Raw genomic sequence first — 25,396 nt, forward strand, 5'->3', positions numbered from 1 at the left:
GCACATAGAACCGTCTTTCAATATTTTTATCCTGTGTGTAGGCAAGTATTGTAATAGTTAAGCAGATAAACGATATGAATATTTTTTTACTGTTCATTTTTGCAGATGGATTTAGCTAAATTGTTGAGTCTCATCAAATCAAATCTATCGAAAGTTTTGGGATAAATTTTATAATAGTGAGTGCTAAGTAAATTTTTGTCATAATTAGAAAGTTTGGATGTATCAATATACTCTGGGTTGAGTAAGCTCTTTTTTGAAATGTTTTTACGATAAGTAAACTGTCCCAAACTCATAAAATATAATTGTTTCAACTTTTTCAAAAGCAGATCTTCGTTATCTAGTAAACTTCGATCTACATACATATAGCAACCATAGATTTTATCATCGTTGTCCACTAAAACTCTATAATTACCCTTACTTAGAGGGTGATTTTCATTATATTTTTTCTTTTTGGTTTTTAAATTTGGCACTACAGTATCTGAGAATTTTATTATATAATTGGCCTTGTTTAATGAATTTGAAAAAGACATATTAAAATTGTTGATACTGTCTAATTGACGAAAAAAGTTCATAAATTCTTTGCGAATGTTTCTCGGAATGCGTTTATCTAAATATGTTATCACCTCACTATTCCATTGTCTAAAATGGGCTATACTTGAATTCTTTAGATAATAATATTGTATGGAAGATATTAATTTTTGAAATGACTCTTCCGATGCAAAATATTTACAGAAAGTTTCCAAATTATCAACTTTAGCTCTGTTATTAAGATTGACGAGTGTATCATTGTCAATGATTAAATAATCTTCAGTTTTATCCTTTAATTCTTTATCTAACGATTTAATTGAAACATAATCCTTCTTTTCGTCAAAGTCTAATACAAGATTTGATTGTGAAAAAGATAGTTGATATACTAATGTTGTTATAATTAAAACGAGAATTTTTTGCATTCCTAAATATATAAAAAAGTAAGAATTATAACACTTTTTTTGAATGCCAATAAAACAAATAAGAAGCCAATAATCCTACAAGGGTAAATATGCCCATAATACCAAAAGCATGTTGTAAACCAACAGCACCAGGATTAGCATCCAAGAAAAAGCCCATCAACAAACCAGCGAAGATATCTGGTGTATAGCCCACAACAGAAATAAAACCAACTGCAGTTCCTGTGACGGCTAAAGGGATTTTTGCTTCTTCGAGCGTAGCAAAATATAATACTCTTGCAGAATACACACCAATTGCCATGGTACCGATTGATAATACAAACAGTAGAGTGGTGCTATCATCTATAATTCCTAAATAAAATATAAGGCTTGTTATAGTCATTAATAGAAACCCTATGATTATCCATAACGAAGCTCTTGTTCTGTCAGCAAGTAAACCGATAACGACACCAATTACTGGTCGCATATATAAAAGAGACGTTCCAACTTTTGCAGCTTCAATTTTATTGTAATTCATAACTTGTTCAGCATACTTACTAAATAGATCAGTCATTTTGTATCCGTAATAGGCGCAAAGAATTATAATCATTAGTAGCCAAACCGCACGGTACTTCATTACGATTTTAAAATTCTCCATCGTCAGCAGTTTGGCATTAGGCTCTAATTTAATATCCTCTTCTTCGTTAAACCTTAGTAAAAAGAAAACTATAAAACCTATTAGCATTACTGCGATTGAGGTATATCTAATGACTTCTTTAAACGCTACACGACGCTCTTCAATTGAGGTCAGCTCAATGTCCTTTGTGATAAACAGAGAGAATATTACTACTCCAGCGGAGCCAAAAAGTGCGGCAACCAATCCGCGACCACCATCTAAAAATCCAAAAGCTATGCCTTGTTTGTTTGAGCCTCCCCAAATTCTGGTCGCTTTTATCATTGCTGCCCAAAACAAGAAAATAGTAGTAAAACCCCAAAATCCATAGAGGATATGAAGATTGACAAGGGTTGGGTAAGTTGATAAATAAAAGCCTCCTAAAGCAGTTAAAATTAATGCTACTGAGATTAAAACATTCGGTTTGAATCTATCTGCCAACGGTCCGCCAAAAAGATATGATACCAAGGCAACGGTTCCGTATGCTGCAAAACAACTACCTATTTGCGTATCATTAATTGAGAAGGATTCTAAAAAGGTAGTCCTAAAAATACGCTGTAATACAAACGGCAAAATAAAAACAGCCTCTGCTGCTAATATCAATAATAGTATTACATACAGAGGCTGTTTTTTGTTGGTGTCTTGCTGCATTTAAACCTGTAAAACACCTAAATTAAAAGGCTTTTCAATTGGAGCGTGGTTGGCAGCTTCGATTCCCATACTAATCCAAGTTCTTGTGTCTAACGGATCAATTACGCCGTCCGTCCACAATCTTGCTGCCGCATAATACGGTGAGACTTGGTTATCGTATCTCGATTTTATTTTGTTGAATAGTTCTTCCTCTTTTTCTTTAGTAATGGTTTCACCTCTCTTTTTAAGTGAAGCGGTTTCTATTTGCAATAATACTTTTGCTGCAGAGTTTCCGCTCATTACAGCAAGTTCGGCGCTAGGCCAAGCCACTATTAATCTTGGGTCATACGCTTTTCCACACATAGCATAATTACCTGCTCCATAACTATTGCCAATCACGATTGTGAATTTTGGGACCACAGAATTACTAACGGCATTAACCATCTTCGCTCCGTCTTTAATGATGCCTCCGTGTTCGGATTTACTTCCTACCATAAAACCTGTAACATCTTGCAAGAAAACAAGTGGAATTTTTTTCTGATTACAATTCGCTATAAAACGTGTGGCTTTATCTGCAGAATCATTATAAATCACTCCACCAAATTGCATTTCACTTGGTTTAGTTTTGGCACCAGTGGTTTTTACAATATGACGTTGATTGGCAACAATTCCAACTGCCCAACCATCTATTCTAGCATAAGCAGTGATGATGGTTTTACCATAACCTTCTTTGTATTCCTCAAATTCAGAGTTATCAACCAAACGCTTTATAATGTCTTTCATATCGTATTGGTCGGCTCTGCTCTTTGGAAGAATGCCATAAATATCTTCAGGATTTTCTTTAGGTTTTGCAGATTTTGAACGGTTATAGCCAGCCTTGTCATAATCGCCTATTTTATCCACTATGTTTTTAATAGTATCTAAAGCATCCTTATCATCTTTTGCTTTATAATCAGTAACTCCCGAAATTTCGCAATGTGTAGTCGCGCCACCTAAAGTTTCATTGTCTATAGTTTCACCAATGGCAGCTTTTACTAAATAGCTCCCAGCAAGAAAGATGCTTCCGGTTTTGTCAACAATAAGCGCTTCATCACTCATTATAGGTAAATAAGCACCACCAGCAACACAACTTCCCATTACGGCAGCAATTTGGGTTATGCCCATACTGCTCATCACAGCATTATTTCTAAAAATACGACCGAAATGTTCTTTGTCTGGGAAAATTTCATCTTGCATCGGTAGAAACACTCCAGCACTATCAACGAGATATATAATGGGTAATCGATTTTCAATAGCAATTTCCTGAGCTCTTAAGTTCTTTTTACCTGTAATAGGAAACCATGCTCCTGCTTTTACGGTGGCATCGTTGGCAACTACGATACATTGTTTACCTTTTACATATCCGATTTTTACAACAACTCCGCCAGATGGACAACCTCCATAATTTTCATACATGTCTTCACCAGCAAAGGCACCGATTTCAATGGACTTGGATTTGGGATCCAAAAGATAATCAATCCGCTCGCGAGCTGTCATTTTTCCTTTGCCATGATGTTTGGCGATACTTTTTTCGCCACCACCAAGTTTTACTTTAGCCAAGCGTTTTTTAAGATCAGAAAGTAGAAGTTTATTATGGTCTTCGTTCTTGTTGAATTTAATATCCATAGGCATTGCCCACACAAGTGGGTATCTATTTGTTGTAATTTTATTTTGCACGAATTTACGAAACCAATTGTTGTATAAAAAGTGAATGTTTTGTTAAATAATATTACATGGAAATATATTCCTTGGAATATAAATTTTATTTTCTTAAATTTGATAAACTAAAAAAACAACAGATGAAAAATATATTAGCCTTTGCAGGCAGCAACAGTTCAGATTCAATAAACAAGCAATTATCTATATATGCAGCATCCTTGGTTGAGGGTGCTAAGGCAACTATATTAGATCTTAATGACTTTGATTTACCTATTTACAGCAAGGATTTAGAAGCAGAAAAAGGCATACCAGAGAATGCTACAAAATTTTTGGATTACATAAAACAAAGTGACGGAATTGTATTGTCTCTTGCAGAAAATAATGGAGCATATTCAGCGGTATTTAAAAACTTATTCGACTGGCTTTCTAGAGCTGAGCAGAAAAATTGGTTGGGTAAACCGATGTTGTTAATGGCAACATCACCAGGAGCAAGAGGTGGGCAATCGGTTTTGCAGATGGCTGAGGATCGCTTTCCTCGTCACAATGCCAATATCGTTGGTAAATTCTCATTGCCGTCATTCAGCGATAATTTTTCGGATGGAAAGATCATTAATAACGATCTAAATAACAAATTAAATGAAGAGGTTAAACAATTTGAAAAAAGCCTATAATTATGAAAATTCAACAACAGGATAACGACAAAAAAGGGGAATTTTTTTATGAAGTTGATGGCCAAAAACTAGGTTTGATGACCTACAGCCATGCTGGAAATGATAAAATAATAATTGACCATACTGAGGTTGATGAATCGCTTCAAGGTCAAGGAGTAGGTTACAAGCTAGTTGAAGCGTCAGTAGATTATGCCAGGGAAAACAACCTTAAAATTATGCCACTTTGTCCATTTGCTAATGCCGTTTTTAAGAAGCGTAGTGAGTATAATGATGTAAGATTTTAGTTATGGGAAATTTTGCCAAAGAAATAAACTCAACATTCCCAAACAATAGAGTAAAGGCTTTGCTCAATATTGTGTATACGGCAAACTGGATTACGAGTTATCAAAACGAATTCTTTAAAAGTTATGGAATTTCACCACAACAGTACAATATATTGAGGATTTTGCGTGGTGCTGATGAACCTTTAAAAGTGCAAACTATAAAAGATAGAATGTTAGAGCGTTCACCAAATGCAACACGATTGATGGATAAACTTTGCGCTAAAAACTTAATTGAACGTTTACCATCTGAACATGATAGACGAGTGGTAAAAATAGAGATAACGGAACAGGGCTTGAATTTATTAAAGTCTATACCAAACGATTTAAATAGAGATTTGATCAAAAATTTAAGTGAAGAAGAAGCAGAGCAGTTAAGCCATCTTCTTGATAAAATGCGATAGAAAATTACAGAAATAAAAGAAAGGAAAAATTATAATGAAAACAATAGTGCATAAAGCAGATAGTAGAGGGTTTGCCAATCATGGATGGCTACAGGCCAATCACTCATTTAGTTTTGCGAGTTGGTACCAGCCAGATAAAGTTCATTTTGGTGCTTTAAGAGTGTTGAATGATGACATTATTGCCCCTAAAATGGGTTTTGGTACGCATCCACACGACAATATGGAAATTATTACCATTCCATTAAAAGGTGAATTAAAACATCGTGACAATATGAAAGACGATTGGCAAAAAGTACTTCCTGGCGAAGTGCAGGTTATGTCTGCAGGAACCGGAGTACAACACTCAGAAATTAATGGATCGGTTGATGAATACTTGAGCTTATTTCAAATTTGGATTATCCCTGAAAAGCGAAGTGTTGAGCCACGCTATGATCAAAAGAAGTTTAATGCAGAGGATAGAAAAGGAAAACTTCAAACACTGGTAACTTCATTCAAAGATAATGATGAGGAAAGCTTGAAAATTCATCAAGATGTAAAACTTTCGAGAATTGATTTATCTGAAGGAGAAACTTTTACTTATAATTTAATGAGTAAAGACCATGGTGTTTATGTTATGAATATTTCTGGCGAAAGTGAAATAAATGAAGAAAATCTAGATTCTAGAGATGCCGTTGGAATTTCAGAAACGGATTCATTTACTGTAAAATCTATTAGTAATACTGAACTATTATTCATTGAAGTTCCAATGATCGAATTATAAATATCGAAAGGTTTTAAGTTAGAAGCATCACAAATAGTGATGCTTTTTTTATTTAAAATGCGATATTTGTATTTCAACTAACTAACATAACTAAAACAGAACAAGAATATGGCGATGAATAAAAACACAGTATTGGCATGGGCAACCGTGCTAATGATAATAATGGGAGTGGTGCTTATCCTTATGGGCACGTATAGATATGATGATGTCGCTGGATGGGGATTTGCAACAGTCGGCTTTGGCTTTTTTGCAATAGCATGGGTGTTTAATGCATTAAAAGGGAGAGTATAATGAGTGATGACAAAAAAATAATTTTCTCAATGTCTGGTGTAACCAAGACATTTCAATCTGCAAACACACCAGTTTTAAAGAATATCTATCTCAGTTTCTTTTATGGAGCAAAAATTGGGATTTTAGGTCTTAACGGTTCTGGTAAATCTACATTATTAAAGATTATAGCTGGGGTTGACAAAAATTATCAAGGCGATGTAGTATTCTCTCAAGACTATTCTGTTGGTTATTTAGAACAAGAGCCTCAGCTAGATGATGATAAAACGGTAATGGAGGTTGTACGGGAAGGTGCTGCAGAAACCGTAGCAATTCTTGACGAATATAACAGTATCAATGACCAATTTGGCTTAGAGGAGGTCTATAGTAATCCAGATAAAATGGAAAAACTTATGAATCGACAAGCTGAGCTTCAAGATCAAATTGATGCTGCAAACGCATGGGAATTAGATACTAAATTAGAAATCGCCATGGATGCTCTACGCACACCTGAAGGCGATAAAAAAATTGGTGTATTATCTGGTGGTGAGCGTCGTCGTGTAGCCTTATGTCGTTTATTGTTGCAAGAACCAGATGTATTGCTTTTAGATGAGCCTACCAACCATTTAGATGCAGAATCAGTTCATTGGTTAGAACATCATTTAGCACAATACAAAGGAACGGTAATAGCCGTAACTCACGATAGATATTTCTTAGATAACGTTGCAGGCTGGATTTTAGAGCTCGATAGAGGAGAAGGTATTCCTTGGAAAGGAAACTACTCATCTTGGTTAGACCAAAAGTCAAAACGATTAGCACAAGAAAGTAAGACAGCATCAAAAAGACAGAAAACCCTTGAGCGTGAGTTGGAGTGGGTGAGACAAGGTGCCAAAGGTCGTCAGACTAAGCAAAAAGCACGTTTGAAGAATTACGATAAGCTGATGAGTCAAGATCAAAAGCAACTTGACGAAAAACTTGAAATTTACATACCAAATGGACCTCGTTTAGGAACCAACGTTATAGAAGCTAATGGTGTAGCCAAAGCTTACGGTGATAAATTACTTTATGAGGATTTAAACTTCAACTTACCACAAGCAGGAATTGTAGGTGTTATTGGACCAAATGGTGCTGGTAAAACTACCATTTTTAGAATGATAATGGGAGAGGAAACTCCAGATAAGGGTGAGTTTAAAGTAGGGGAGACAGCAAAAATTGCTTATGTAGATCAAAAACACTCCAACATTGATCCAGAAAAAACAATTTGGCAAAATTTTAGTGATGAGCAAGAACTCATCATGATGGGAGGTCGCCAAGTAAACTCAAGAGCATACTTAAGTCGATTTAATTTTTCTGGTAGTGAACAGAATAAAAAGGTGAGTCTACTCTCAGGAGGGGAAAGGAACCGTTTACATTTGGCTATGACACTAAAAGAAGAAGGTAATGTATTACTTTTAGATGAGCCTACTAATGATTTAGATGTCAATACGTTGCGTGCCTTAGAAGAAGGTTTAGAAAACTTTGCAGGTTGTGCGGTTGTTATTAGTCACGATAGATGGTTTCTGGATAGAATTTGTACACACATCCTGGCTTTTGAAGGTAATAGTCAGGTTTATTTCTTTGAAGGTAGTTTCAGTGATTATGAGGAGAATAAAAAGAAACGACTTGGTGGTGATTTAATGCCAAAACGAATTAAGTACAAGAAATTAGTGCGATAAGCTTAATGCATACCAACAAAAAATGCCCGCAACATGTGGGCATTTTTTGTTATTTCATTTTGTATCGGTAAAAGTCTTTATTAATTATCACCATAAAGATGACCACTGGTAAAATCTTTATAAGTCTCATCGACATCTTTAAACGCATTGGTCTCCATCAATTTCTTATTCTCAGCTTTCAACTTATACATCTTTATGATGGCTATAATTATGAATACAAGAAATATGGATGCTACGGCTATTAAAATCATAGTAAGTTGAGTGGTCGTCACTACTAAAGCCTTAGAAAGCAGTTTGTTAAGCATGATTAATAGTATTAGATTTGGGTTCTATGGTGCTAATATAGAAAAAAAACATAAGGTAAATGCTTAGTTTTAAATAATTTACACTAATGTTTTTAATATTTTCATCGTTAAAGCGATTGAAATATTCGACAAACCGCAGTGTTTTCGGCTAAAAGAACGATTTTAATGACTTGTTAACAATTCAAAAATTTAACATATATGTTTAATTAATACCACTCTAAAAGGAGCACTTCAATTGAATTATCACCTTCATTCACTATTTTTTTAAATTGACTAACATCGCTCATGCCGTCAGAACCTCTGTAATGATAAGGATATACTGTTTTAGGTTTAAAGTCTAACACCGCATCAGCAGCACTTTCAACTGGCATTGTATAAGGTAGATTCATACAGACAAAGGCTTTGTCAATGTTTTTAAGATTTCGCATTTCAGGGATGTCCTCAGTGTCGCCAGAGATGTATATACGTTTGTTATTAATGTTCAGTACATAACCATTTCCTCTTCCTTTTAGGTGAAATTTTAAAGCTTCCTCTCGTAAGTTGTACATTGGGATAGCTTCAATTTCAATACCTTTAGCGTTTGATTTCTCACCATTGTTTAGCACTTTAACATCCAAATTTAATGAACTTGGTATTTTATCAGCTACTGCTTTTGGTGCTATTATTGATGCATTTCCTAAATCTAAAGCTTCAAGTGTTTTTACGTTTAAATGGTCACCATGAATATCGGTAATTAGTACCAAAGTAGGTTTATTTTTGTTTTCAAAAGCTTCTGCACCTCCTGTTGGGTCTATATAAATAACATTATCTTCAGATTCTAAAATAAATGTAGCATGCTCAATGGGTATAATGTTTAGGCTACTTTCCGTTTTGGTATTTTCAGCCATTTTCTCATTTGACTCTGCTGTTTCAGTAGTTGACTTTTCGTTTTTGCAGCAAAACGTAGTTAGAAGAATAAGTAATAAAAGGTTGATTTTTATAAATTTCATAATTGCATGTTTTTCATAAAGATACCCAACAATAGCGATAACTTAAAATTTGTAACAATTTTATAACAATCACTACTTATAATTTAGTAGGCAAAATTTTTATACTCTCATAAAATTACCGAAATTGCTTATCCGTTAAATTGTTCAACTAAAATATATAATATAATATGTCTGATGATTTTGATTTATTAGAGACCAACTCACAAGAAAAAGCTGAAAAAGTAGATGTAAACTGGGGAAAAGCCATAGACCAAATGAAGTCTAAGTTGGCTCAAGAGGATGATCCAGAAAGTCGTCAGAAAATATTAAATGCCACATTAGACAATGTTGTTGATATGGCTGAAAAAGACCGAACAACACTTCTAGATGCCATTAAGGATTTAACAGACTATCAAGATGAAGTTGGTATTATGTTCGAAGGCTTTTCAGCATTAAATGCTGCTGAGCAAAAAATCATCGATGATGCTGTAAAACGTCTAGAGCGTGCTAAGGTTGAGCTAGAGGATGCCAAGGCAAAACCAGATACTTGGTGGAACAATCTTTGGGGACGAAAAAGCAAAATCAGAAATGCTGAAGAAGAACTAAGAGAAGCACAAAAACAACGTGACGGTGCAGATAATAGGGCAAAAGCTATGTTTCAACAACGTATAGAAACCGCTGATGTACAAACACTTCTTAATGAATTGTCATTTAAAAGTCAGGCTGCCATTAAACGTTTAAAGGATAGAGAGCTCGAAATAAAAGAGGTTGAAGAAAGTCTTAAAACAGCAATTGTTGAGGCGAGTAACAACCATACCAAAGCGCTTCAAAAGAAAAAAGAAGTAGAGGCCAAGCTCGAAGAACAATATGCGTTATTAAAGCAAGCAAGACAAGCTTTAGAAGAAGTGGCTGACAAGCAATCCACGGAATATTCTGAAGCATTGGAAAAAGTCACAGGATTAGAGCAAAAGGTTGAGGAATTAGAAGGCCTTAAAAATGCTTACACAACTTTAGCTGCTTCTAAAGATAGCTTTGTACACAAGCATAACTTAACCATTAAGGTGTTGACATCTTTGAGAAGTAATCTTCAAACGCATCGAGCAAAATTAAAATCGGACACTGACGAGCGACTCAAATATTACGATGGTTATGTTGTTGCGCTTAAAGCACGTACAGACCAAGAGTTTGCCGCAATCCTAGAGCATTTAGGTGTTAAGACCGATGAGCATATTGGAGAAACTTTAGCAGCTATGCATACTGCAAGTGCTAAGGCACGTCAGGAAATGATGGATAACATCCCAGTTCACGAAAAAGTAATGCAAGGTGTCTATGGCAGTTATGCTGAAGCCTTAAAGGATATTAGAGCAAAAGATGCTGAAATCCAACAGAACTTCGCTGATCGTTATGGTATTGACATGAAAGAAATTTTTGACGAATACTATAAAGCAGATCCAAACGCACCAGCGGATGGAGGTGAGCCAGCAGGTGAACCAAAGCCAAAAACTAATGAAGATGACCTTTTAGGGTAAATTCAGTAATAAGTATAAAGTAACAAGTCATTACATTTAAGTTTCTAATAGAGCTTGTTTACTTTACACTTTGTACTTAATACTTGTTACTAAAATATGATTGTAACTCCATTAGATTCCGCAGTACTAGATTCCAAAGAGCAATATGTGTTCTATCACAAGATGTTAGATTTTACGCTCAAGGAACTCATAACTGCTGTTCAGGCAAAACAAATACTTAATCAGCAAGAGATACTATTGTTTAAACAATACACCGATTTGTTGTTGTATTCTGTTGAAGCCATGCGTGTTAAGTATATGTACGACGATGAGGAAAACATGAAGGTGGATCTTACGGATTCTGGTTTCCCTAATTATTTAGAGTTCCGTTATTTGTTTAATGATTTAGAACTTAGGGAAGAGTTTCTTAGCAAGCTTACTAATATCGATGTCCTTAAGGATGAGTTTTTAGACACTTTAATGCGTAAAAAAGAGCCTATTACTAAGCGTAGGTTATTTCAAGCCGCATCAATAGTGTATTATACTTCTGCGAAGAAAGAATATATTTTTAATCGATTTGTTCAGGGAAAGATATTGGATGCACCTCAAGGTTCGCCTGGCGAATTTATGGTAAGCTGGAGTTTTTATGAGGTATCTCACAATAGACCCTTTATTTGCTACATGTATTTTAATTATGATGGTAGAGACCCACTCAAGGATAGAGAAGATATCTATTACGTATTAAAGACGGTTGCAGATAGAGAATTGAATATAGACACAATGGCGTATGCCATCGATAAAAGATTGCCTAAGGTAATGCCTAAGCTTATAAAACGTGTGGATTTAGGACCAATTCACAATGTGTTTGCAAAGGACGAGAACGAAGTCACTCATGCTATTTTAGATGGTATTGCCAAGAAAAATATTCCGCTGGAATCTTATGCTATTTCATTCAAAATTGACGAAGTGAGTTCCAAAAGTGAATTTAAGGAAGGTAGTTTCTTTAGCAAGCAGACCTTTCAAAGATGGGCAGGTTTATATAGAAGACGTTATGTCTTTGCACCACACAGAATCATACAATTATTGTATAACAAAACACCAGAAATTATGAATAAGCTGGAAATTCCGCCAGTAGAAGTGAGCAGTATGCAGTCGTCAGTTAGCAGTAAGTAAAAATAAAATGGGATTTAAGACACTTTTGGCATATCAAAAAGGATTCAACTTGGCAATGGAAATATTTCATTTAACAAAGGAATTCCCTAAGTCAGAAATGTTTGGGTTGTCTTCTCAGATAGTAAGATCTAGTAGGTCAGTCTGTTCAAATATTACTGAAGGTTACCGTAAAAGACAATATGAAAAGCACTTTAAAAGTAAAATGTCGGATGCTGATAGCGAAAATTCTGAAACTCAATTATGGCTAGAATTTGCCTTGGCCTGTGAATATATTTCAGAAGAAAAGTTTGAAGACTTAACTGGTAAAAGCAAAGAGGTTGGAAAATTAATAAATTATATGATGAACAATCCAGACAAATTTAAATAAACCGATAATTGACTGCAGGCTGAGTACTGTGGACTGAATACTTAATAAATGGAACACAATTCAACATTCCCAATAAAACTTAACGAACTCGATATGCTTCGTGATGAAGCTACGTCTTATCTAAAATCCATACAATGGGAGCAGAGCCAACGTGCCAAAAACAAGAATAATGACGGCAAAGACGAGTCCATTTTATTGTATTTATCAAGAGCTAACAAAGGAAGCAATGTTAACGTCACATCTGTTTCAAAAACTATTCTGGGATTGAAGAAACGTTTATTGCCAGAGTCTGTAGCGATTCCTATTTATCTAAATCAATCATTGTACGCCGTTCAAGAAGGTATTACCTTGGGTATTTGGGTTAAGGATAGTTATTACGATGCTTCTGGTTTGTCAACACTTAGCGAAAACAAATCGGCATTGGACAGTTCGGGAAAGCGCGAGTACGAAAGTAAAATGCACACGGCTACGGCTTTTATGCTGTTTGCTACGGCTTATAAAATTCTTCACGATTTAAAACCACACGCTTCAGACGATTTATCGGTGATGAAGCAGAAGTTTGCAGGAATTCCTGAAGTATCGTTTTTATCACCTTTAAAAGGAATTTCATGTCAACTGTTTTATTACGATAAGTATTTAGGGCATCCAGATATTATAAAAACGGATAAAGATGTCATCGATTTTACAGTGGTTTATTTTGAGGCTTTAATTGATGAAATTCAATTACGAAAAAGCACTTTGGAATATACGGATACCATTGAAGACAGAACCTATAAACTAGAAAAATCAGACTTTGCGGTTGACGGTTGGAACAATGTATTTGCCGGAACAGCCGTAAGTGTCGAGTTCAATAAAGTTCAATTTGAACAAATTGTAGGTAATAAGGATGCAAAGCACTTTGCCAGACGATTGACAGAGCGATTGTTGAGTTACGATTTTGAAGCTAAGAAAAATCCATTTCAAGAATTGGGCGGATTTATGCCAGTTTTTATGGGTTACGGAATTCCAGGAACAGGAAAAAGTATGCTCATTGCTGCCATTGCCACACGATTGAAGGCACACAGTGAAAATTTGGATATTCCTTTTTTGTTCCACCCAATGCCAGATACGTTGATATCAACATTTCAAGGTGGTTCTGCCGAAAAAATGGTAGAATGGATGAAACCATTGCAAGATCCAACACGTTTGATTTTTGCACCAATCGATGATGCGGAAAACAATCTACAAGAGCGTACAGCACAAGGTGTTTCTGCTGGTGTTAAGGAAGTGATTGGTGTGTTTTTAAGATATACCGAAGGTGCATACGCTGTAAATTATGGAAACAGTTCTATCGGCTTATTTACCAATTTACCCGAAATGTTGGATAAGGCGGTCATTTCGCGTGTGCAAGGTCGATTTAAGATCGATGGTGCACGAAATCAAAAAGATTTTGTGGATCAGGATTACCTATGGTGGAGAAAGCTGGAAGAAACGATGCCCAATTTCATAAATATGGACAATCCAGATAATTATAAATATCTCGATGCACAGAAAGTAGCGAAGAACTTAGGTGAAATTTTGGAAAAAATAGAGAGGCCAACTGAAGAACGTGTTCTGAACACTTTTGATAAAGTTGCTAGCAAGTATAAGGATGATGAGCATATGTTCTATGCTCATTTATACACGGAGATTCAGAAGATATTTCCATTCTTTTCATCTCGTGATGTGAGGAACATTCAAAAAGCAGTATCGTTGAGATTAACGGATTTTGACTTGGAACCAGATTGGTTTGAAAATCCTGAAATTTATTTCAAAAAGGATTATGATACCAAATTTAATATGCTGCAAGAATTGATGCGAGCCAATATGAAAGGCCTCGACTTCAGTGACATTAGACGACAAGAAGTAGTAAGGTATTTAGATAATGTGGCAACCATTGCGGATACAGACTTTAAGCGTAAAGTGGATGCGAGAATCAACCAATTGAATATTGAGGCTGAGGCAAGAGAACAATTTGGGAAAAGAAATTGAGCATGAGTAACCGTATTAAAAACATAAATCGAAAAATTCTGTCCGATAAGTACTTTACCTTATCCGAAGTTAAATTCGATTATCAATTAAAAAGCGGTGATTGGGTTAAAAATACTTGGGAAGTTTTAGAACGAGGCAATGCAGTAGCTGCCTTACTCTATAGCACCGAAAAGCAAACAGTAATCTTGGTAAAGCAGTTTCGCCTACCAGCATACATGAATGGCGTAGAAACAGGGTTTATGTTAGAAGTGCCAGCAGGCATATTGGAAAATAACGATGGCTCAGCAGAAAAAGCTATGAAACGCGAAATACTGGAGGAAACAGGATATAAAGTCCCGAAGTTGACCAAAATCTATGATGCTTTTGCCACGCCAGAAGGCAGCACGGAGCGATTTTCGTGCTTTGTTGGAGAATATTCAGATGAGATGAAAGTTGAGAATGGTGGAGGGCTTGATGATGAAAATGAAGATATTGAGATTGTTGAAATGCCTTTTAAAATTGCTATTGAGAAAATAAATTCAGGAGGAATTATTGATGCAAAAACGATAATGTTGTTGCAGTATGCTCAGATTAATAAATTGATAATTTAAACCTAGATGTCCCACTGAGCGCAGTCGAAGTGCTTAGGTAGGATTATAAGATTTCCACCTTCGTGGAAAATGAATATGAACAAACTTAAACAAGCAAATCTATATAGAAGTGAGCTCATTCCCGTGAGCGGAAAATTGGTGGAGCGCTATAACAAGTGTCTCAAAACCTTGGGTTTTAAGGAAACCAAGCTAAAATCCTTTTCCATTGATGGAGTGGGTTGGAGCCCAGAAGTTGCAGAAGAGCGAAAGGATGTGCATTATCTTAATCATGGAGATGCCAATCCACACGGTATTATTATTTCGCCTTTGCAAAGAGGAAAACCTGTCTATTTGCCGTTTCACTCATTCGATAGGGAAATGATGCAACATGTGTTTAGAACCCATGGCAGAAAGATTAATGATATTACAAGAGATTCGGCTATTTGTATTGATTTCGATCAAGATATAGATGTGTTTTACGAACCTTTGGATGTTTTAAAGTATGACGATGTCAGTATAACATTCCGGCTTATTGATAATCTCGAAGACAAACAAAAACAGCAATTGGCATTGGTCGATAAATTCCGTACCGGAAATAACTTTATTGACGAAAGCATTCACCAAGAATTACTGGATTCTGCCAAGACTTACGGAGATTTACGTGATAGGGATTTAAACCTACATCCATTACATTTTTCAACTGGGTCGTTTTTTACTAGAGCCTTTGGAGGCATCTATTTGCTTAGGGATTTTATAAAACCAATTGTTGTATTTGAGAGCAAAGACGCTTATAAAGAAGCGATAAAAGATACCGTTCATGATGTATTGATTTATCATATTGCACAACCAGAATTAATCGACAAGCTAAAAGATCATATTATTATTGAATGTGATTTGGAGTACATGGTCAAAACACCGAATTACGATCGTATTAAGAAGTTTGAATTATTTAACGCCCTTAAAGATTGTGAACACACAATAAAAGATATCTTAACTAATAAGCCACTTTTTAAAAGCTATTTGAACAGAATAGATATCAAAGCGCGTAAACAGGTGATGGGAGTAGAGTTATACCTTGAAAAACTAGAACGCAGTAATGCCTACAAGTTGGAGGATATGGTAGACCAAACCATGTATTTTGCCTTGCACCAACCGCATTCATCTTTATCAGCAGAACATCGTGATTTAATACATAAACTGCTCATAAATATTGCACCAAAAGATGTTTTGTTTTTGTATTGGTACGATAAGGAACAGTTTTACAAAAGTTACGAAACTTGGGATGACTCTTTTAAGGACTGGGTAATAGAAACGATTAGTAACAACATATAGATGAAGCGTGAAGCATGAAGCACGGAGTTGGGAGCTGAAATAGTAACAAAACTCAAAACTTTAAGACTTATATAATGAAGTTTAAATTTGAAGATTTATTGATTTGGCAAAGAGCAATGGACTTGGGTGATGATATGGATAGACTAGCGGATTTGTTTCCTAAGAAAGAAATGTATAATTTATCTTCACAAATAAGAAGAGCTTCGGATTCCATAGCGTTGAATATATCTGAGGGCTCAATTTTGCAATCTGGACCAGAATACCGAAAGTTTTTGGGTTATTCTATTCGCTCAATTGCAGAAGTAGTAACTTGTTTGCATAAAGCCAAAAGAAGAAATTATATTGAAATGGTAATTTTTGAGAAATATTATAAGGATTGCTTCGATTTAATCAACATGACCATAGCATTTAGAAATAAAATAAAATATTAATAAAGTTGGGTATGAACTTCAAACTTCATGCTTCCAACTTCCAACTTTTTTATCATGGGAATAGAACTCGTCATTTTTATTGCAGCTATATTATTCGGAATATTTCTTTACTGGAGAGAATCCAATGGCAATGGAGCCTATCGCTTTCTAAATAAGGTTATGAACAGCAAGGAACTACAAATGAGTGCTGATAATCCCAAAGGGTTTGTCTATAAACAGGCCTTTTTACCACGATTGATTTTTGTAGTTGCTTTGGTACTAGTAGCAGCTTTGGTAGTTGAGTTTTTAACACCTCTTGCTGTGTTTTCGAGTTATGATGGTATTTCTGCATTTTCCTCATTTGCTGTGGGTACATTGATAGGTACTTACGTGGCAAGTTTTGTCATAAAGTCTTCTGAAGTTATTGAAACCCAAAGTGAATCACTAGAAGATAAATTTGATAACGTCGTTGAAAAAGGAAAGGATTTCATTGAAGATCTAAAAAACAAGGACAACAAGGCCGTTGAAAAAGCTAAAGAAGAAATAAAGAACGAACCCGAAACCAAAACGAACGAGAAGAGTGCGAGAGAACGATTAAAGGATAAAGGGTTGATGAGATGATGCGTCATTACGAGGAATAGAATGACGAAGTAATCTTTTAAATTGAAGCTAAACTAATAATAAAAAGATTGCCACATCCCGAAACTTCGGGATTCGCAATGACAAAAATATACCATGATAAAATCATACTGGAAAAAAGGAGCAAAACAAAAACGAATCACAATTTTTGTCGGTTTACTAATCCTTATTTTATTGTTCTTTTTTAGGGACGATTACCAACCTGTACTATTATTTTTCAGAAAATACATTTTCATCATTTTAATCAGTGTTTTGATACTTGTATTGGGATTGAGGAAGTTTAGGAAAATTGCAAATACAGGTGGTCGTTTGGGTATTTTAGGGTTACTGATCGTGTTTTTCGGACTGTTATATTTTCTGGGTTGGAATCAAGGTCTTTATGACTACATGAAAACCTATAACGTCTTCAATAATCTAAATAAGGTCGAAATAGATGAATTACCATTAACCCAAAACGAGCGCATTCAGCCGTTGCGAAACGTTCATTCCATGGCAAAAGAACGGGTTGCTGAAACTAAGGATGTGTCATTGCCACATTTGGTGAGAATTGGCACTGAGAACAAATGGACTATGGCCATTCAGCCGAGTGAAAAGTACATCATGCAGCGTATTAATGATAATACTGAGGAAGTCTTTTCGGTGAGTAGTACAACGCCTTTTCCGAGGTTTTCCAACGAAAATCGTATTCCTGTGACCTTTTCAATAGGCGAATCGTTGAAATTTAGCCGAAACACCTACAATGCCGTGGTGCAACGTTTTAATCCTTGGATGCTGTTTAACTACGAGCCAAGAGATACTTTTTACATGAAGAATGATAATGGAGATTGGGTTCAAGTGGTCAGTTTAATCAAATGGAAAGGCTTCTTTTTTCCATATCCAACTTTTGGTGGAGTTATGATTATTGACAATGGTGAGCACGATTTTAATGACTATCTAGAGCGTATTACCATTGGAAAAGGAACATTTGTAAGTCCGGATGATATAAAGAATTACCCATTCCTAAATAAGCAGAATACACTTGCTGAAAAAGTATCGCAACTTCAGGCAGAGTCACTAAAATTTCTTGGTGGATTCAGCGATCCATTACCTTGGAACATGGAAACAGCGGTTAAGATTCCATTGATGCCTAAAGACCAGAATCAACAACCTTATGTAACGGATTTTGATTTTGCAGGAAGTAATTCTGATGCCTACAGCGGACTCTACCATTGGTTTGGATTAGAACCCGTTGGAGATGACCGCACCAGTTTAAGTTACAGTGTTTTTATTCCAGCAGACGGTACGGATAAAATATATTATTACGACCATGCGTCTAAAAAAGAAGGCTTTGCAGGCGTTTCCGCAATGCCGTTAAAGGTGAAAGAATCACGAAAAGAATATGATTGGAAAGCCAGTACACCAGTAGAATTCAGACCATATATAAAAGACATTGCAGGTAGAAAGCGTATGTTTTTTCTTGGTACGGTTTCTTCAATAAGTGATACCAATGCACAACAGTTTGACGGTTCTGCAACACCAGATTTGGTATTGATAGACAGTGAGTACAGTGATGTGATTTGGATTGATGTAAAACATCCAAGCACTTGGGACGAAACCGTTTACAATCAACTCAATGAAGCTTGGAGAGCAAGTGAGGGCATTGGCTATTATTACCAAGAACAGCCAAAAGATGAAGATATTATGGAGCGCCAAATGGATTCGTTAAAAGCGATACCAAAAGCCAACGATAACTCTAAACAAATTGAGGCTTTACAGCGTCAACTCGATTCTTTAAAGGCTATTGAAAATTAAAGATTCTTCAAAAAAAATTATTAAGTCTTACAATTGGTTTGGTATCAGTTTCTATGAAAAGAAACGAATTTCCGAAAGTCCACTTCAACTAGATTTTGAACCTGTTCATTGTGAAGATATAGGTTTATATGTTATTGGTAAATATCCTAGATTAAAATATAGCAGTTTGCCTTATGAGGAAAACTTCAATTGGCAACATCAAGCTATTGCAACCATTAGGTTAACCATATTAAACCTTATAAACAATGGTGATGTAGAAATTATTAAAGTTAAAAACAAGACATCTTACTTATATAAGACATTTCCAAGTGAAGACACCGATTACTATTTTAAAGTATCGGATTTACAATTAGATAAAGATTGGTTTTCTCAATTAGTGTATAAGACGATTAATGAAGTTAACCGATCCAAGCATCCTAATTTATTTAAATATGTAAGAGCTATTTTAGATAAGATCGTTTATTCTCAAAGTACGTATAGAAAACCTGCAAGAGCATTTATAATTCAAATCCTTAGAAAGTACACTAAAACGCATTCTTGGATTCAATTAGATACCAAATCGCGTTTTTTAGGGTTGTTGGAAAATAATAGCCTAAAAGTTGCAGAGATTTACATTCCTAGGATTAATATGCAGCATCAGTCTCTAACCAATTTGGATAATACTTTAATCCGAAATCATAAGGACTACTCTCATTTTTGCAAAAGCCTGCATTATGAAATTAAAAGAGATTTCAAACGTAGGCAACCTAAAAGCAATTAAATACATAAAGATTTCTTGTAACAAAGGCGATTAAAGACATACCTATAATATAAACTCTTGGTTTTTGGGTTTCATGGGATTTGGTATGAAGAAATGAAATTAGTCTATGAAGAAGTTAAAACATGTTCATTTTGTTTATTCAATAGTCCTTCTATTATTTGTTATTTATTCTATAATGGCTATTATTGAATTTCCAGAGCTGCATAGTCGAATTGAGAATGACTATAGTATAGATTCTATTATCAGGACTTTTAGATTACATAATGTCTATAAGGTGTTCCCATTTTTATTAATCACAATTTTTGCTGTTTTCTATAAGAGTAAATTAAGTTGGTTCTTGTTACTTAGTTATTTTTATTATTTAATATGTAATATAATTTCTGTTTCATTTTTCGATATAAAATATGAAGGTGAATTAGATACAATTTTTGTTTTTACGATAATTGGTCTCTTGATATTACTATCAGTTTCACTATATATATTGAATTCACGTAGTACTTTTAAGGATATTTACTGTATAGAAAAAAAGTCAGTAATGCTCTATAATTTTATAGCATTTATACTTGGGTACGGTATAAGTCTGTTTTTAATTATAAACAGATTTAGTCGTTATTATGAAGATTTACAGTTCTAACAGCATCTTAATATCAGAACGTTGATAAGGACTGTTGGGCTCAAGTTCCAATTCCTTAAAACCATATTTTCTATATAGATATATAGCGTTTTCTAGCTTTGTTGCAGAATAGAGTAGAAGTGCCTTAAGGTTTTTAGACTTGGCAAAATCAATACAATGCTGTAATAATTTTTGACCGATTTTTTGTCCACGCTCTTCTGGCAGTACAGCCATTTTGGTTAGTTCTAAAATTCCGTTTTCTTCTGTAGGCATTAAAGCCACTGTGCCAACAACCTTATTTTCTTTCATGGCAAAGAAAATATAGCCTCCCTTGTTAATAATGTATTTATCGGGTTTGCTTAGAACTTCTTCGTCATATGGTTCTACATAAAAGTAAGTCTTTAACCATTCAATGTTTAAATCGTAAAAGTTTTTGGCATATTTATTATCGTAATCTATAATCTCAATTCCCATGTGATCTTATAAAATCTGTTATTAAATAGCTGATGAGTTTTCCAACTGTAGTTTCAGTTTTCTTAGTTGGTGCAGCTTCGCAAATATGCAGATAACTTGCATTAGGGTGTTTGGCAACGTTATGAACAAATTGCCTAGCTTGCTTTACGCTAAAGCCACTTGGTGTTGTCGCACTACTGGGTATATTGGCAATGGCATCACAATCTATCTCAATTCCAAAACTATTGCTAGAGACATGGTCTAAGGCCTTTTCCAATTCAGAATTGTAATCTAAATCACATCTAACCTCTAGCGCTTCATAAGTATTGTATTTTATATCCTTAATCTTCTTTATGGTTTTAAATAACTTATCTGAAGTATAGTTTTCATGTAATCCAAAGATGAAATAATTTTTTAAAAACCCTTCGGCATAGGCATAACTAAAACCATTACCGCTATGCCTCCCTTCTTCTGGCCTAAAGTCGGTATGCGCATCAAAGTTTATAACATTGACTTTGTCATTTTTTGCCAATGCCAGACCTTTTATATTTCCATAGGCATTATTATGTCCTCCGCCTATAATTACTGGTGTCTTTCCTGCTTTAATAATTGACGATACTATATGAGAGACATCATTATCAATGTCTTCAACAAAATGTCTTGCCTTTTTTATGTTTTTCTTCTTAGAAACATCTAAGTTAGTTAGCTCTTTTCTTTGAGTATCATAATCTAAATGACCCAATATTAGAACACGACTGGCTTTTGTAAAGTCATTATTTTGTGTATTTAACAAAAATTTAATCACAGTGCTCCAAGCTTTGTATGTACCTGTATGACCGAGGTTTGCAAAGACTCCAATATCCTCAGAAATCCCAAAAATAACATAGTCAACGTCTAAATTAACAATGTCATCGTATATGTTAGTGAGGTTAGGTAATAACTGAATATGTTCTCCAAATTTTGATTCTCCTTTACGAGCTTTTAAAAGTGTATCGCGATCTTTTGAAGTTAATAAAACGAGATTTTGCATATTGGATTAATATTTACAAAAATAAATGTACAGCTTTTACTTTAAACTCAAACTAAATAAAAAAACAAGAATTACAATAACTTAAAAACTAAAATTTATGGAAAATTCGCAAAAAACAAGTACAGGTTTAAAAGTCGGATTAGGAATTTTATTGGTATTATTTTTAGGAACAGCTTTTTATGCTTCTAAGCTTTATACAGATAATAAAGAAACCGAAAAAACACTCATTACAGAAAAGGAACAAGTAATGAACGACCTTAACATAATGGCCGCACAATATGATGAAGCCATTGCTGAGAGTGAAATTAAAAATCAAGATTTAATTGCTGCTAGAGAAAGAATTACAGGTTTAATGGATTCTTTAAAAGTATCTCAAACAAGTGTAAATAGCTTATGGAGATACAAAAAGAAGTTTATGGCATTACAGGAAGAAATGGATGTCTTAATGGCTGAAAATGATAAACTGAAAGTTGAGAACGAATATTTAGCAACATCCTTAGATAGTACTCAAGTACAATTAGCTGAGCGTACAGTATTTACAGATTCTTTATTAGTTCAAAATACAGAATTAGCTACTGTAGTAGAAGATGCTGCTGCTTTACAAACTGTTGGTTTAATTGGTATGGGTGTGATAGAAAGAAGTAGTGGAAAGCAAATACCAACTGAGCGTGCTAAGCGTAGTGACAAAATTAAAGTTTGTTTTACGGTAGCTAAAAACAAATTGACTGAAGCTGGCGATAAAGAATTGTATGTACAGGTAATCGACCCTAAGAACAACGTATTAGGTGCTAATGAACAGATTCAGTTTGAAGACCAGGTTTTAAACTACAGTTTAATTAGTCGTTTTAACTACGAAAACAGAAACTTAAACATTTGCGAATATATTAACGTACTTGAAGACTCTAAGTTTGAAGAAGGTCGTTATAAGATAAATGTATTTAATGATAAAGAGTTGATTTCTTCTTCAGAATTTGTAATGAAGTAAGAGTTGATTATTTGATTGATTGATAGTTAAAAATCCGGAAGTATATGCTTCCGGGTTTTTTTGTGCATTATTTTTAAATTTTCATAGGGTAAAAGAATTACAAAGTGTCTTAAGGGTGAATTATTAATCCAAATTATTACACTATGAAAATGATTACCAAAAGAGGTTCAAAAATAGCTTTAGCCTCTATAATAGTATTAGTTGCCCTCGGAATTTCTTATTTTTCTATTAAAAACCAAAACATAAAATCAGAATTAGAGCAAGAGAAAATCGCATTGATCGAAGAACTAGAAAATATGTCTAATTCTTACGATGAACTTTTGGAAGAACGGAACTGGAAAAATGACGAACTACTTGATGCTAAGTTAAAAATTGACAGGCTCGTAGATTCTTTAGAAACCACTACAATAACCTTAAAATCTTTATTGGCACTTAAAGACAGGCAATTAGAATTACATTCTACACTAAAGGGATTGATTAGAGAAAATAATGAGTTGAAGCAAGACAATGGGCTTTTAGTACAATCTCTAAATATTAGGAAAAATGAATTGTCTAAGGCTCATAATCAACTAGTGTCTTATCAAGACCAAAACTCACAACTTCAGGAAGAGAAAGAACAATTAAATGAGAAAGTTGAAAGTATGGCTTTTCTTAATATGGTTCACCTTGATGCTAGAGCATATAAAGAACGCTCTTCGGGTAAACAAATTGAAACCGATAGAGCTAGAAAAACCGACAAGTTTGAAGTTTGTTATACCATTGCCAAAAACCCTTTGGTAAAAGAAGGCACAAAAGAACTTTATGTTCAGGTTATTGGTCCTAGACAGCTCGTTGTATCACCAAAATATAAACGCTTTAAGGAAGAACGATTTGAATTGAACTATTCCTTCATTACAGCATTTGACTATAAGAATGAGAATATAAATAAATGCGACTATTTAGATATAGAAGATTCTGAAGAACTCTCAAAAGGTATTTATACAGTAAATATTTATGATAAACAGAGTCTAATTACGAGCTATAGATTAGAGTTGAAATAACAGTTTATTGAGATAATGCTATATCCGGAAGTTCTCTTCCGGATTATTTATATCCTTTAATTGACCGTTGATAATAACTTGCTCAACAGGATTGTGAGCAAAGGCATAAGGAATTTCGCTATAATGATTTAGAGGTTTTGTGATAATGAGATTAGCCTTTTTGCCTCTTGTAATGCTTCCATACAGATTGCTTATTCCCATAGCGTAAGCACCATTTATAGTCGCTGCATTTATTGCTTCTTCTGGTGTCATTTTTAACTTTACGCAAGCGGCACTTACAATAAAATTCATATTACCACTGGGAGCGGAACCTGGATTATAGTCCGTTGCAATTGCTATTGGAAGTCCTGCATCAATAAGTTGTCTTGCTGGTGTATAAGGAATACTTAAAAAATATGAGCAACCAGGTAAAGCCACTGGTATAGTGTCGCTATTTTTTAATGCTTTAATATCATCTTCATTCAGTTCTTCCAAGTGATCAACCGATAATGCATTGTGTTTTACGCCAACTGCAACTCCACCAAGAATATTAAATTGGTTCACATGAATTTTTGGTCTCAGCTTATGTTTTAAGCCAGCCTTTAAAATGGCTTCTGTATCATTAATATCAAAATAGCCTTCTTCACAAAAGACATCTATATAATATGCAATATTCTGTTTGGCTGCTTTTGGGATTAACTGTTCTGTAATTAATTTAATGTATTTATCTTTTTTAGTACGATAAGCTTCGGGTATTGCATGAGCGGCTAAAAGGGTAGGTGCTATTTTGGCTAGGCTTTCCTGCTTTATACGTTTTATAACACGTAGCATTTTCAATTCGGCATCAACAGTAAGTCCATAACCGGTTTTAATTTCAAAAGCTCCTGTTCCCATTTTTATGAGTTCTTCCATTCGGTTTATGGATTGCTCATATAAATCTTCTTCAGAAGTGTCTTGAAGTAATTTTGCAGAGTTTAAAATTCCACCACCACGATTGGCGATTTCGGCATAACTCAAGCCATTGATTCTATCAACAAATTCTGATGTTCTATCACCTGCATAAACCATATGTGTATGAGAGTCGCACCAAGAAGGTAAAACAATTTTGCCAGTGGCATCAATAACGGTTTCTGCTTCAAGACCATCACAGTATTTCATTTCACCGTATTCTATAATGGTATCGTGCTCAACATATAGATAAGCATTTTCTAACACTGGTAGTGTTTTCATGTCTTTGCCCTTTACAAGCGTAACATTAGAGTCATGAACTTGTAAAAGTTGCTTAATATTGGTGATGAGTATAGACATGGGTTTGCTTTTTTGTAAAGTTCTTTCTTTTTTTTGAATAAAAAAAACGCTAGCTGATAGAACTAGCGCTTAAGATTTTAAAATATTTATAT

The 25,396-nt window shown here is 34.6% G+C and carries 26 protein-coding genes; 18 read left to right on the forward strand and 8 right to left on the reverse strand.

The annotated features are described in order from the left end of the window. Nucleotides 1–86: 86 nt before the first annotated feature. The 3 genes from F1003_RS01140 to F1003_RS01150 are packed head-to-tail and all read right to left on the reverse strand — an operon-like array spanning nt 87 to nt 3,894. A complete protein-coding gene (locus F1003_RS01140) occupies nt 87–950 on the reverse strand; it encodes a hypothetical protein (RefSeq protein WP_155087363.1) in 864 nt (287 codons plus the stop codon). Between the two features lie 25 nt (nt 951–975). Beyond that, nucleotides 976–2,250: an MFS transporter gene (locus F1003_RS01145; protein WP_155087364.1), complete on the reverse strand. Its 1,275-nt coding sequence runs from the start codon at nt 2,248–2,250 to the stop codon at nt 976–978. Further along, the gene (locus tag F1003_RS01150; protein WP_155087689.1) at nt 2,251–3,894 is read right to left on the reverse strand and encodes an acyl-CoA carboxylase subunit beta; all 1,644 of its coding nucleotides are present in this window, start codon (nt 3,892–3,894) and stop codon (nt 2,251–2,253) included. Between the two features lie 173 nt (nt 3,895–4,067). Between F1003_RS01150 and F1003_RS01155 the strand changes: the two genes are divergently transcribed. The 6 genes from F1003_RS01155 (at nt 4,068) to ettA (ending at nt 8,064) form a co-directional block, all read left to right on the forward strand. Continuing rightward, the gene (locus F1003_RS01155) at nt 4,068–4,598 is read left to right on the forward strand and encodes an NADPH-dependent FMN reductase (protein ID WP_155087365.1); all 531 of its coding nucleotides are present in this window, start codon (nt 4,068–4,070) and stop codon (nt 4,596–4,598) included. A gap of 2 nt (nt 4,599–4,600) precedes the next feature. Beyond that, nucleotides 4,601–4,882 carry a GNAT family N-acetyltransferase gene (locus F1003_RS01160; RefSeq protein WP_155087366.1) on the forward strand — a complete coding sequence of 94 codons (282 nt, stop codon included), beginning with the start codon at nt 4,601–4,603 and terminating at the stop codon, nt 4,880–4,882. 2 nt (nt 4,883–4,884) lie between these two features. Continuing rightward, nucleotides 4,885–5,322, forward strand: a complete 438-nt coding sequence (locus F1003_RS01165) for a MarR family winged helix-turn-helix transcriptional regulator (RefSeq protein WP_155087367.1) — start codon at nt 4,885–4,887, stop codon at nt 5,320–5,322. Nucleotides 5,323–5,356: 34 nt separating this feature from the next. After that, nucleotides 5,357–6,082 (forward strand): pirin family protein, encoded by a 726-nt coding sequence (locus F1003_RS01170; protein ID WP_155087368.1) that lies wholly within the window; start codon nt 5,357–5,359, stop codon nt 6,080–6,082. Nucleotides 6,083–6,190: 108 nt separating this feature from the next. Continuing rightward, nucleotides 6,191–6,373, forward strand: a complete 183-nt coding sequence (locus tag F1003_RS01175; RefSeq protein ID WP_155087369.1) for a CAL67264 family membrane protein — start codon at nt 6,191–6,193, stop codon at nt 6,371–6,373. Further along, nucleotides 6,373–8,064 carry an energy-dependent translational throttle protein EttA gene (ettA, locus tag F1003_RS01180; protein ID WP_155087370.1) on the forward strand — a complete coding sequence of 564 codons (1,692 nt, stop codon included), beginning with the start codon at nt 6,373–6,375 and terminating at the stop codon, nt 8,062–8,064. Before F1003_RS01175 ends, ettA begins: the two co-directional genes overlap by 1 nt. Nucleotides 8,065–8,144: 80 nt before the next feature. Here ettA and F1003_RS01185 read toward each other — a convergent pair whose 3' ends face one another. Together F1003_RS01185 and F1003_RS01190 are read right to left on the reverse strand one after the other, a co-directional pair. Further along, entirely contained in the window at nt 8,145–8,369 is a 225-nt protein-coding gene (locus tag F1003_RS01185) for a hypothetical protein (RefSeq protein WP_155087371.1), read from the reverse strand. A gap of 206 nt (nt 8,370–8,575) precedes the next feature. Beyond that, complete coding sequence (locus tag F1003_RS01190; protein ID WP_155087372.1) at nt 8,576–9,358, reverse strand: MBL fold metallo-hydrolase; 783 nt, start codon at nt 9,356–9,358, stop codon at nt 8,576–8,578. A 167-nt stretch (nt 9,359–9,525) separates the two neighbouring features. Here F1003_RS01190 and F1003_RS01195 point away from each other — a divergent pair, with 167 nt between their 5' ends. From F1003_RS01195 to F1003_RS01240, 10 genes are all read left to right on the forward strand, one after another. Beyond that, complete coding sequence (locus tag F1003_RS01195) at nt 9,526–10,866, forward strand: coiled-coil domain-containing protein (RefSeq protein ID WP_155087373.1); 1,341 nt, start codon at nt 9,526–9,528, stop codon at nt 10,864–10,866. Between the two features lie 96 nt (nt 10,867–10,962). Further along, on the forward strand, nt 10,963–12,018 hold the full coding sequence (locus tag F1003_RS01200; protein ID WP_155087374.1) for a hypothetical protein: 1,056 nt from the start codon (nt 10,963–10,965) through the stop codon (nt 12,016–12,018). Nucleotides 12,019–12,025: 7 nt separating this feature from the next. Further along, nucleotides 12,026–12,385, forward strand: coding sequence for a four helix bundle protein (locus tag F1003_RS01205; protein ID WP_155087375.1), 360 nt, complete (start codon nt 12,026–12,028; stop codon nt 12,383–12,385). Between the two features lie 48 nt (nt 12,386–12,433). Then, nucleotides 12,434–14,395, forward strand: coding sequence for an AAA family ATPase (locus F1003_RS01210; RefSeq protein WP_155087376.1), 1,962 nt, complete (start codon nt 12,434–12,436; stop codon nt 14,393–14,395). Nucleotides 14,396–14,397: 2 nt separating this feature from the next. Continuing rightward, entirely contained in the window at nt 14,398–14,985 is a 588-nt protein-coding gene (locus F1003_RS01215) for an NUDIX domain-containing protein (RefSeq protein WP_155087377.1), read from the forward strand. Nucleotides 14,986–15,060: 75 nt separating this feature from the next. Continuing rightward, complete coding sequence (locus tag F1003_RS01220; protein ID WP_155087378.1) at nt 15,061–16,296, forward strand: DUF6638 family protein; 1,236 nt, start codon at nt 15,061–15,063, stop codon at nt 16,294–16,296. Between the two features lie 74 nt (nt 16,297–16,370). Further along, entirely contained in the window at nt 16,371–16,727 is a 357-nt protein-coding gene (locus F1003_RS01225; RefSeq protein ID WP_155087379.1) for a four helix bundle protein, read from the forward strand. 54 nt (nt 16,728–16,781) lie between these two features. Beyond that, nucleotides 16,782–17,327, forward strand: a complete 546-nt coding sequence (locus tag F1003_RS01230; protein ID WP_155087380.1) for a hypothetical protein — start codon at nt 16,782–16,784, stop codon at nt 17,325–17,327. 114 nt (nt 17,328–17,441) lie between these two features. Further along, nucleotides 17,442–19,136: a hypothetical protein gene (locus F1003_RS01235; protein WP_155087381.1), complete on the forward strand. Its 1,695-nt coding sequence runs from the start codon at nt 17,442–17,444 to the stop codon at nt 19,134–19,136. After that, nucleotides 19,126–19,896 carry a hypothetical protein gene (locus F1003_RS01240; RefSeq protein ID WP_155087382.1) on the forward strand — a complete coding sequence of 257 codons (771 nt, stop codon included), beginning with the start codon at nt 19,126–19,128 and terminating at the stop codon, nt 19,894–19,896. The genes F1003_RS01235 and F1003_RS01240 overlap by 11 nt, the downstream gene beginning before the upstream one ends. A 622-nt stretch (nt 19,897–20,518) precedes the next feature. Here F1003_RS01240 and F1003_RS01245 read toward each other — a convergent pair. Together F1003_RS01245 and F1003_RS01250 are read right to left on the reverse strand one after the other, a co-directional pair. Then, nucleotides 20,519–20,983, reverse strand: a complete 465-nt coding sequence (locus F1003_RS01245; protein ID WP_155087383.1) for a GNAT family N-acetyltransferase — start codon at nt 20,981–20,983, stop codon at nt 20,519–20,521. Then, a complete protein-coding gene (locus F1003_RS01250; RefSeq protein ID WP_155087384.1) occupies nt 20,973–21,992 on the reverse strand; it encodes a formimidoylglutamase in 1,020 nt (339 codons plus the stop codon). The genes F1003_RS01245 and F1003_RS01250 overlap by 11 nt, the downstream gene beginning before the upstream one ends. A gap of 97 nt (nt 21,993–22,089) precedes the next feature. On the opposite strand from F1003_RS01250, the gene F1003_RS01255 reads away from it, so the two are divergent. Both F1003_RS01255 and F1003_RS01260 read left to right on the forward strand, forming a co-directional pair. Further along, nucleotides 22,090–22,977 carry a DUF8428 domain-containing protein gene (locus F1003_RS01255; protein WP_155087385.1) on the forward strand — a complete coding sequence of 296 codons (888 nt, stop codon included), beginning with the start codon at nt 22,090–22,092 and terminating at the stop codon, nt 22,975–22,977. A gap of 143 nt (nt 22,978–23,120) precedes the next feature. Then, the gene (locus F1003_RS01260; RefSeq protein WP_155087386.1) at nt 23,121–24,017 is read left to right on the forward strand and encodes a DUF8428 domain-containing protein; all 897 of its coding nucleotides are present in this window, start codon (nt 23,121–23,123) and stop codon (nt 24,015–24,017) included. Nucleotides 24,018–24,035: 18 nt separating this feature from the next. Here F1003_RS01260 and hutI read toward each other — a convergent pair whose 3' ends face one another. Further along, a complete protein-coding gene (gene hutI / locus F1003_RS01265) occupies nt 24,036–25,304 on the reverse strand; it encodes an imidazolonepropionase (RefSeq protein ID WP_155087387.1) in 1,269 nt (422 codons plus the stop codon). Between the last annotated feature and the right edge of the window lie 92 nt (nt 25,305–25,396).

The sequence above is a fragment of the Winogradskyella ouciana genome, from assembly GCF_009709615.1.
GTDB classification, from domain to species: Bacteria; Bacteroidota; Bacteroidia; order Flavobacteriales; family Flavobacteriaceae; genus Winogradskyella; species Winogradskyella ouciana.

Coding starts and splice junctions, on each gene's coding strand:
- F1003_RS01140 (WP_155087363.1), bottom strand. CDS start 950: ATGCAAAAAATTCTCGTTTTAATTATAACAACATTAGTATATCAACTA.
- F1003_RS01145 (WP_155087364.1), bottom strand. CDS start 2,250: ATGCAGCAAGACACCAACAAAAAACAGCCTCTGTATGTAATACTATTA.
- F1003_RS01150 (WP_155087689.1), bottom strand. CDS start 3,894: ATGGATATTAAATTCAACAAGAACGAAGACCATAATAAACTTCTACTT.
- F1003_RS01155 (WP_155087365.1), top strand. CDS start 4,068: ATGAAAAATATATTAGCCTTTGCAGGCAGCAACAGTTCAGATTCAATA.
- F1003_RS01160 (WP_155087366.1), top strand. CDS start 4,601: ATGAAAATTCAACAACAGGATAACGACAAAAAAGGGGAATTTTTTTAT.
- F1003_RS01165 (WP_155087367.1), top strand. CDS start 4,885: ATGGGAAATTTTGCCAAAGAAATAAACTCAACATTCCCAAACAATAGA.
- F1003_RS01170 (WP_155087368.1), top strand. CDS start 5,357: ATGAAAACAATAGTGCATAAAGCAGATAGTAGAGGGTTTGCCAATCAT.
- F1003_RS01175 (WP_155087369.1), top strand. CDS start 6,191: ATGGCGATGAATAAAAACACAGTATTGGCATGGGCAACCGTGCTAATG.
- ettA (WP_155087370.1), top strand. CDS start 6,373: ATGAGTGATGACAAAAAAATAATTTTCTCAATGTCTGGTGTAACCAAG.
- F1003_RS01185 (WP_155087371.1), bottom strand. CDS start 8,369: ATGCTTAACAAACTGCTTTCTAAGGCTTTAGTAGTGACGACCACTCAA.
- F1003_RS01190 (WP_155087372.1), bottom strand. CDS start 9,358: ATGAAATTTATAAAAATCAACCTTTTATTACTTATTCTTCTAACTACG.
- F1003_RS01195 (WP_155087373.1), top strand. CDS start 9,526: ATGTCTGATGATTTTGATTTATTAGAGACCAACTCACAAGAAAAAGCT.
- F1003_RS01200 (WP_155087374.1), top strand. CDS start 10,963: ATGATTGTAACTCCATTAGATTCCGCAGTACTAGATTCCAAAGAGCAA.
- F1003_RS01205 (WP_155087375.1), top strand. CDS start 12,026: ATGGGATTTAAGACACTTTTGGCATATCAAAAAGGATTCAACTTGGCA.
- F1003_RS01210 (WP_155087376.1), top strand. CDS start 12,434: ATGGAACACAATTCAACATTCCCAATAAAACTTAACGAACTCGATATG.
- F1003_RS01215 (WP_155087377.1), top strand. CDS start 14,398: ATGAGTAACCGTATTAAAAACATAAATCGAAAAATTCTGTCCGATAAG.
- F1003_RS01220 (WP_155087378.1), top strand. CDS start 15,061: ATGAACAAACTTAAACAAGCAAATCTATATAGAAGTGAGCTCATTCCC.
- F1003_RS01225 (WP_155087379.1), top strand. CDS start 16,371: ATGAAGTTTAAATTTGAAGATTTATTGATTTGGCAAAGAGCAATGGAC.
- F1003_RS01230 (WP_155087380.1), top strand. CDS start 16,782: ATGGGAATAGAACTCGTCATTTTTATTGCAGCTATATTATTCGGAATA.
- F1003_RS01235 (WP_155087381.1), top strand. CDS start 17,442: ATGATAAAATCATACTGGAAAAAAGGAGCAAAACAAAAACGAATCACA.
- F1003_RS01245 (WP_155087383.1), bottom strand. CDS start 20,983: ATGGGAATTGAGATTATAGATTACGATAATAAATATGCCAAAAACTTT.
- F1003_RS01250 (WP_155087384.1), bottom strand. CDS start 21,992: ATGCAAAATCTCGTTTTATTAACTTCAAAAGATCGCGATACACTTTTA.
- F1003_RS01255 (WP_155087385.1), top strand. CDS start 22,090: ATGGAAAATTCGCAAAAAACAAGTACAGGTTTAAAAGTCGGATTAGGA.
- F1003_RS01260 (WP_155087386.1), top strand. CDS start 23,121: ATGAAAATGATTACCAAAAGAGGTTCAAAAATAGCTTTAGCCTCTATA.
- hutI (WP_155087387.1), bottom strand. CDS start 25,304: ATGTCTATACTCATCACCAATATTAAGCAACTTTTACAAGTTCATGAC.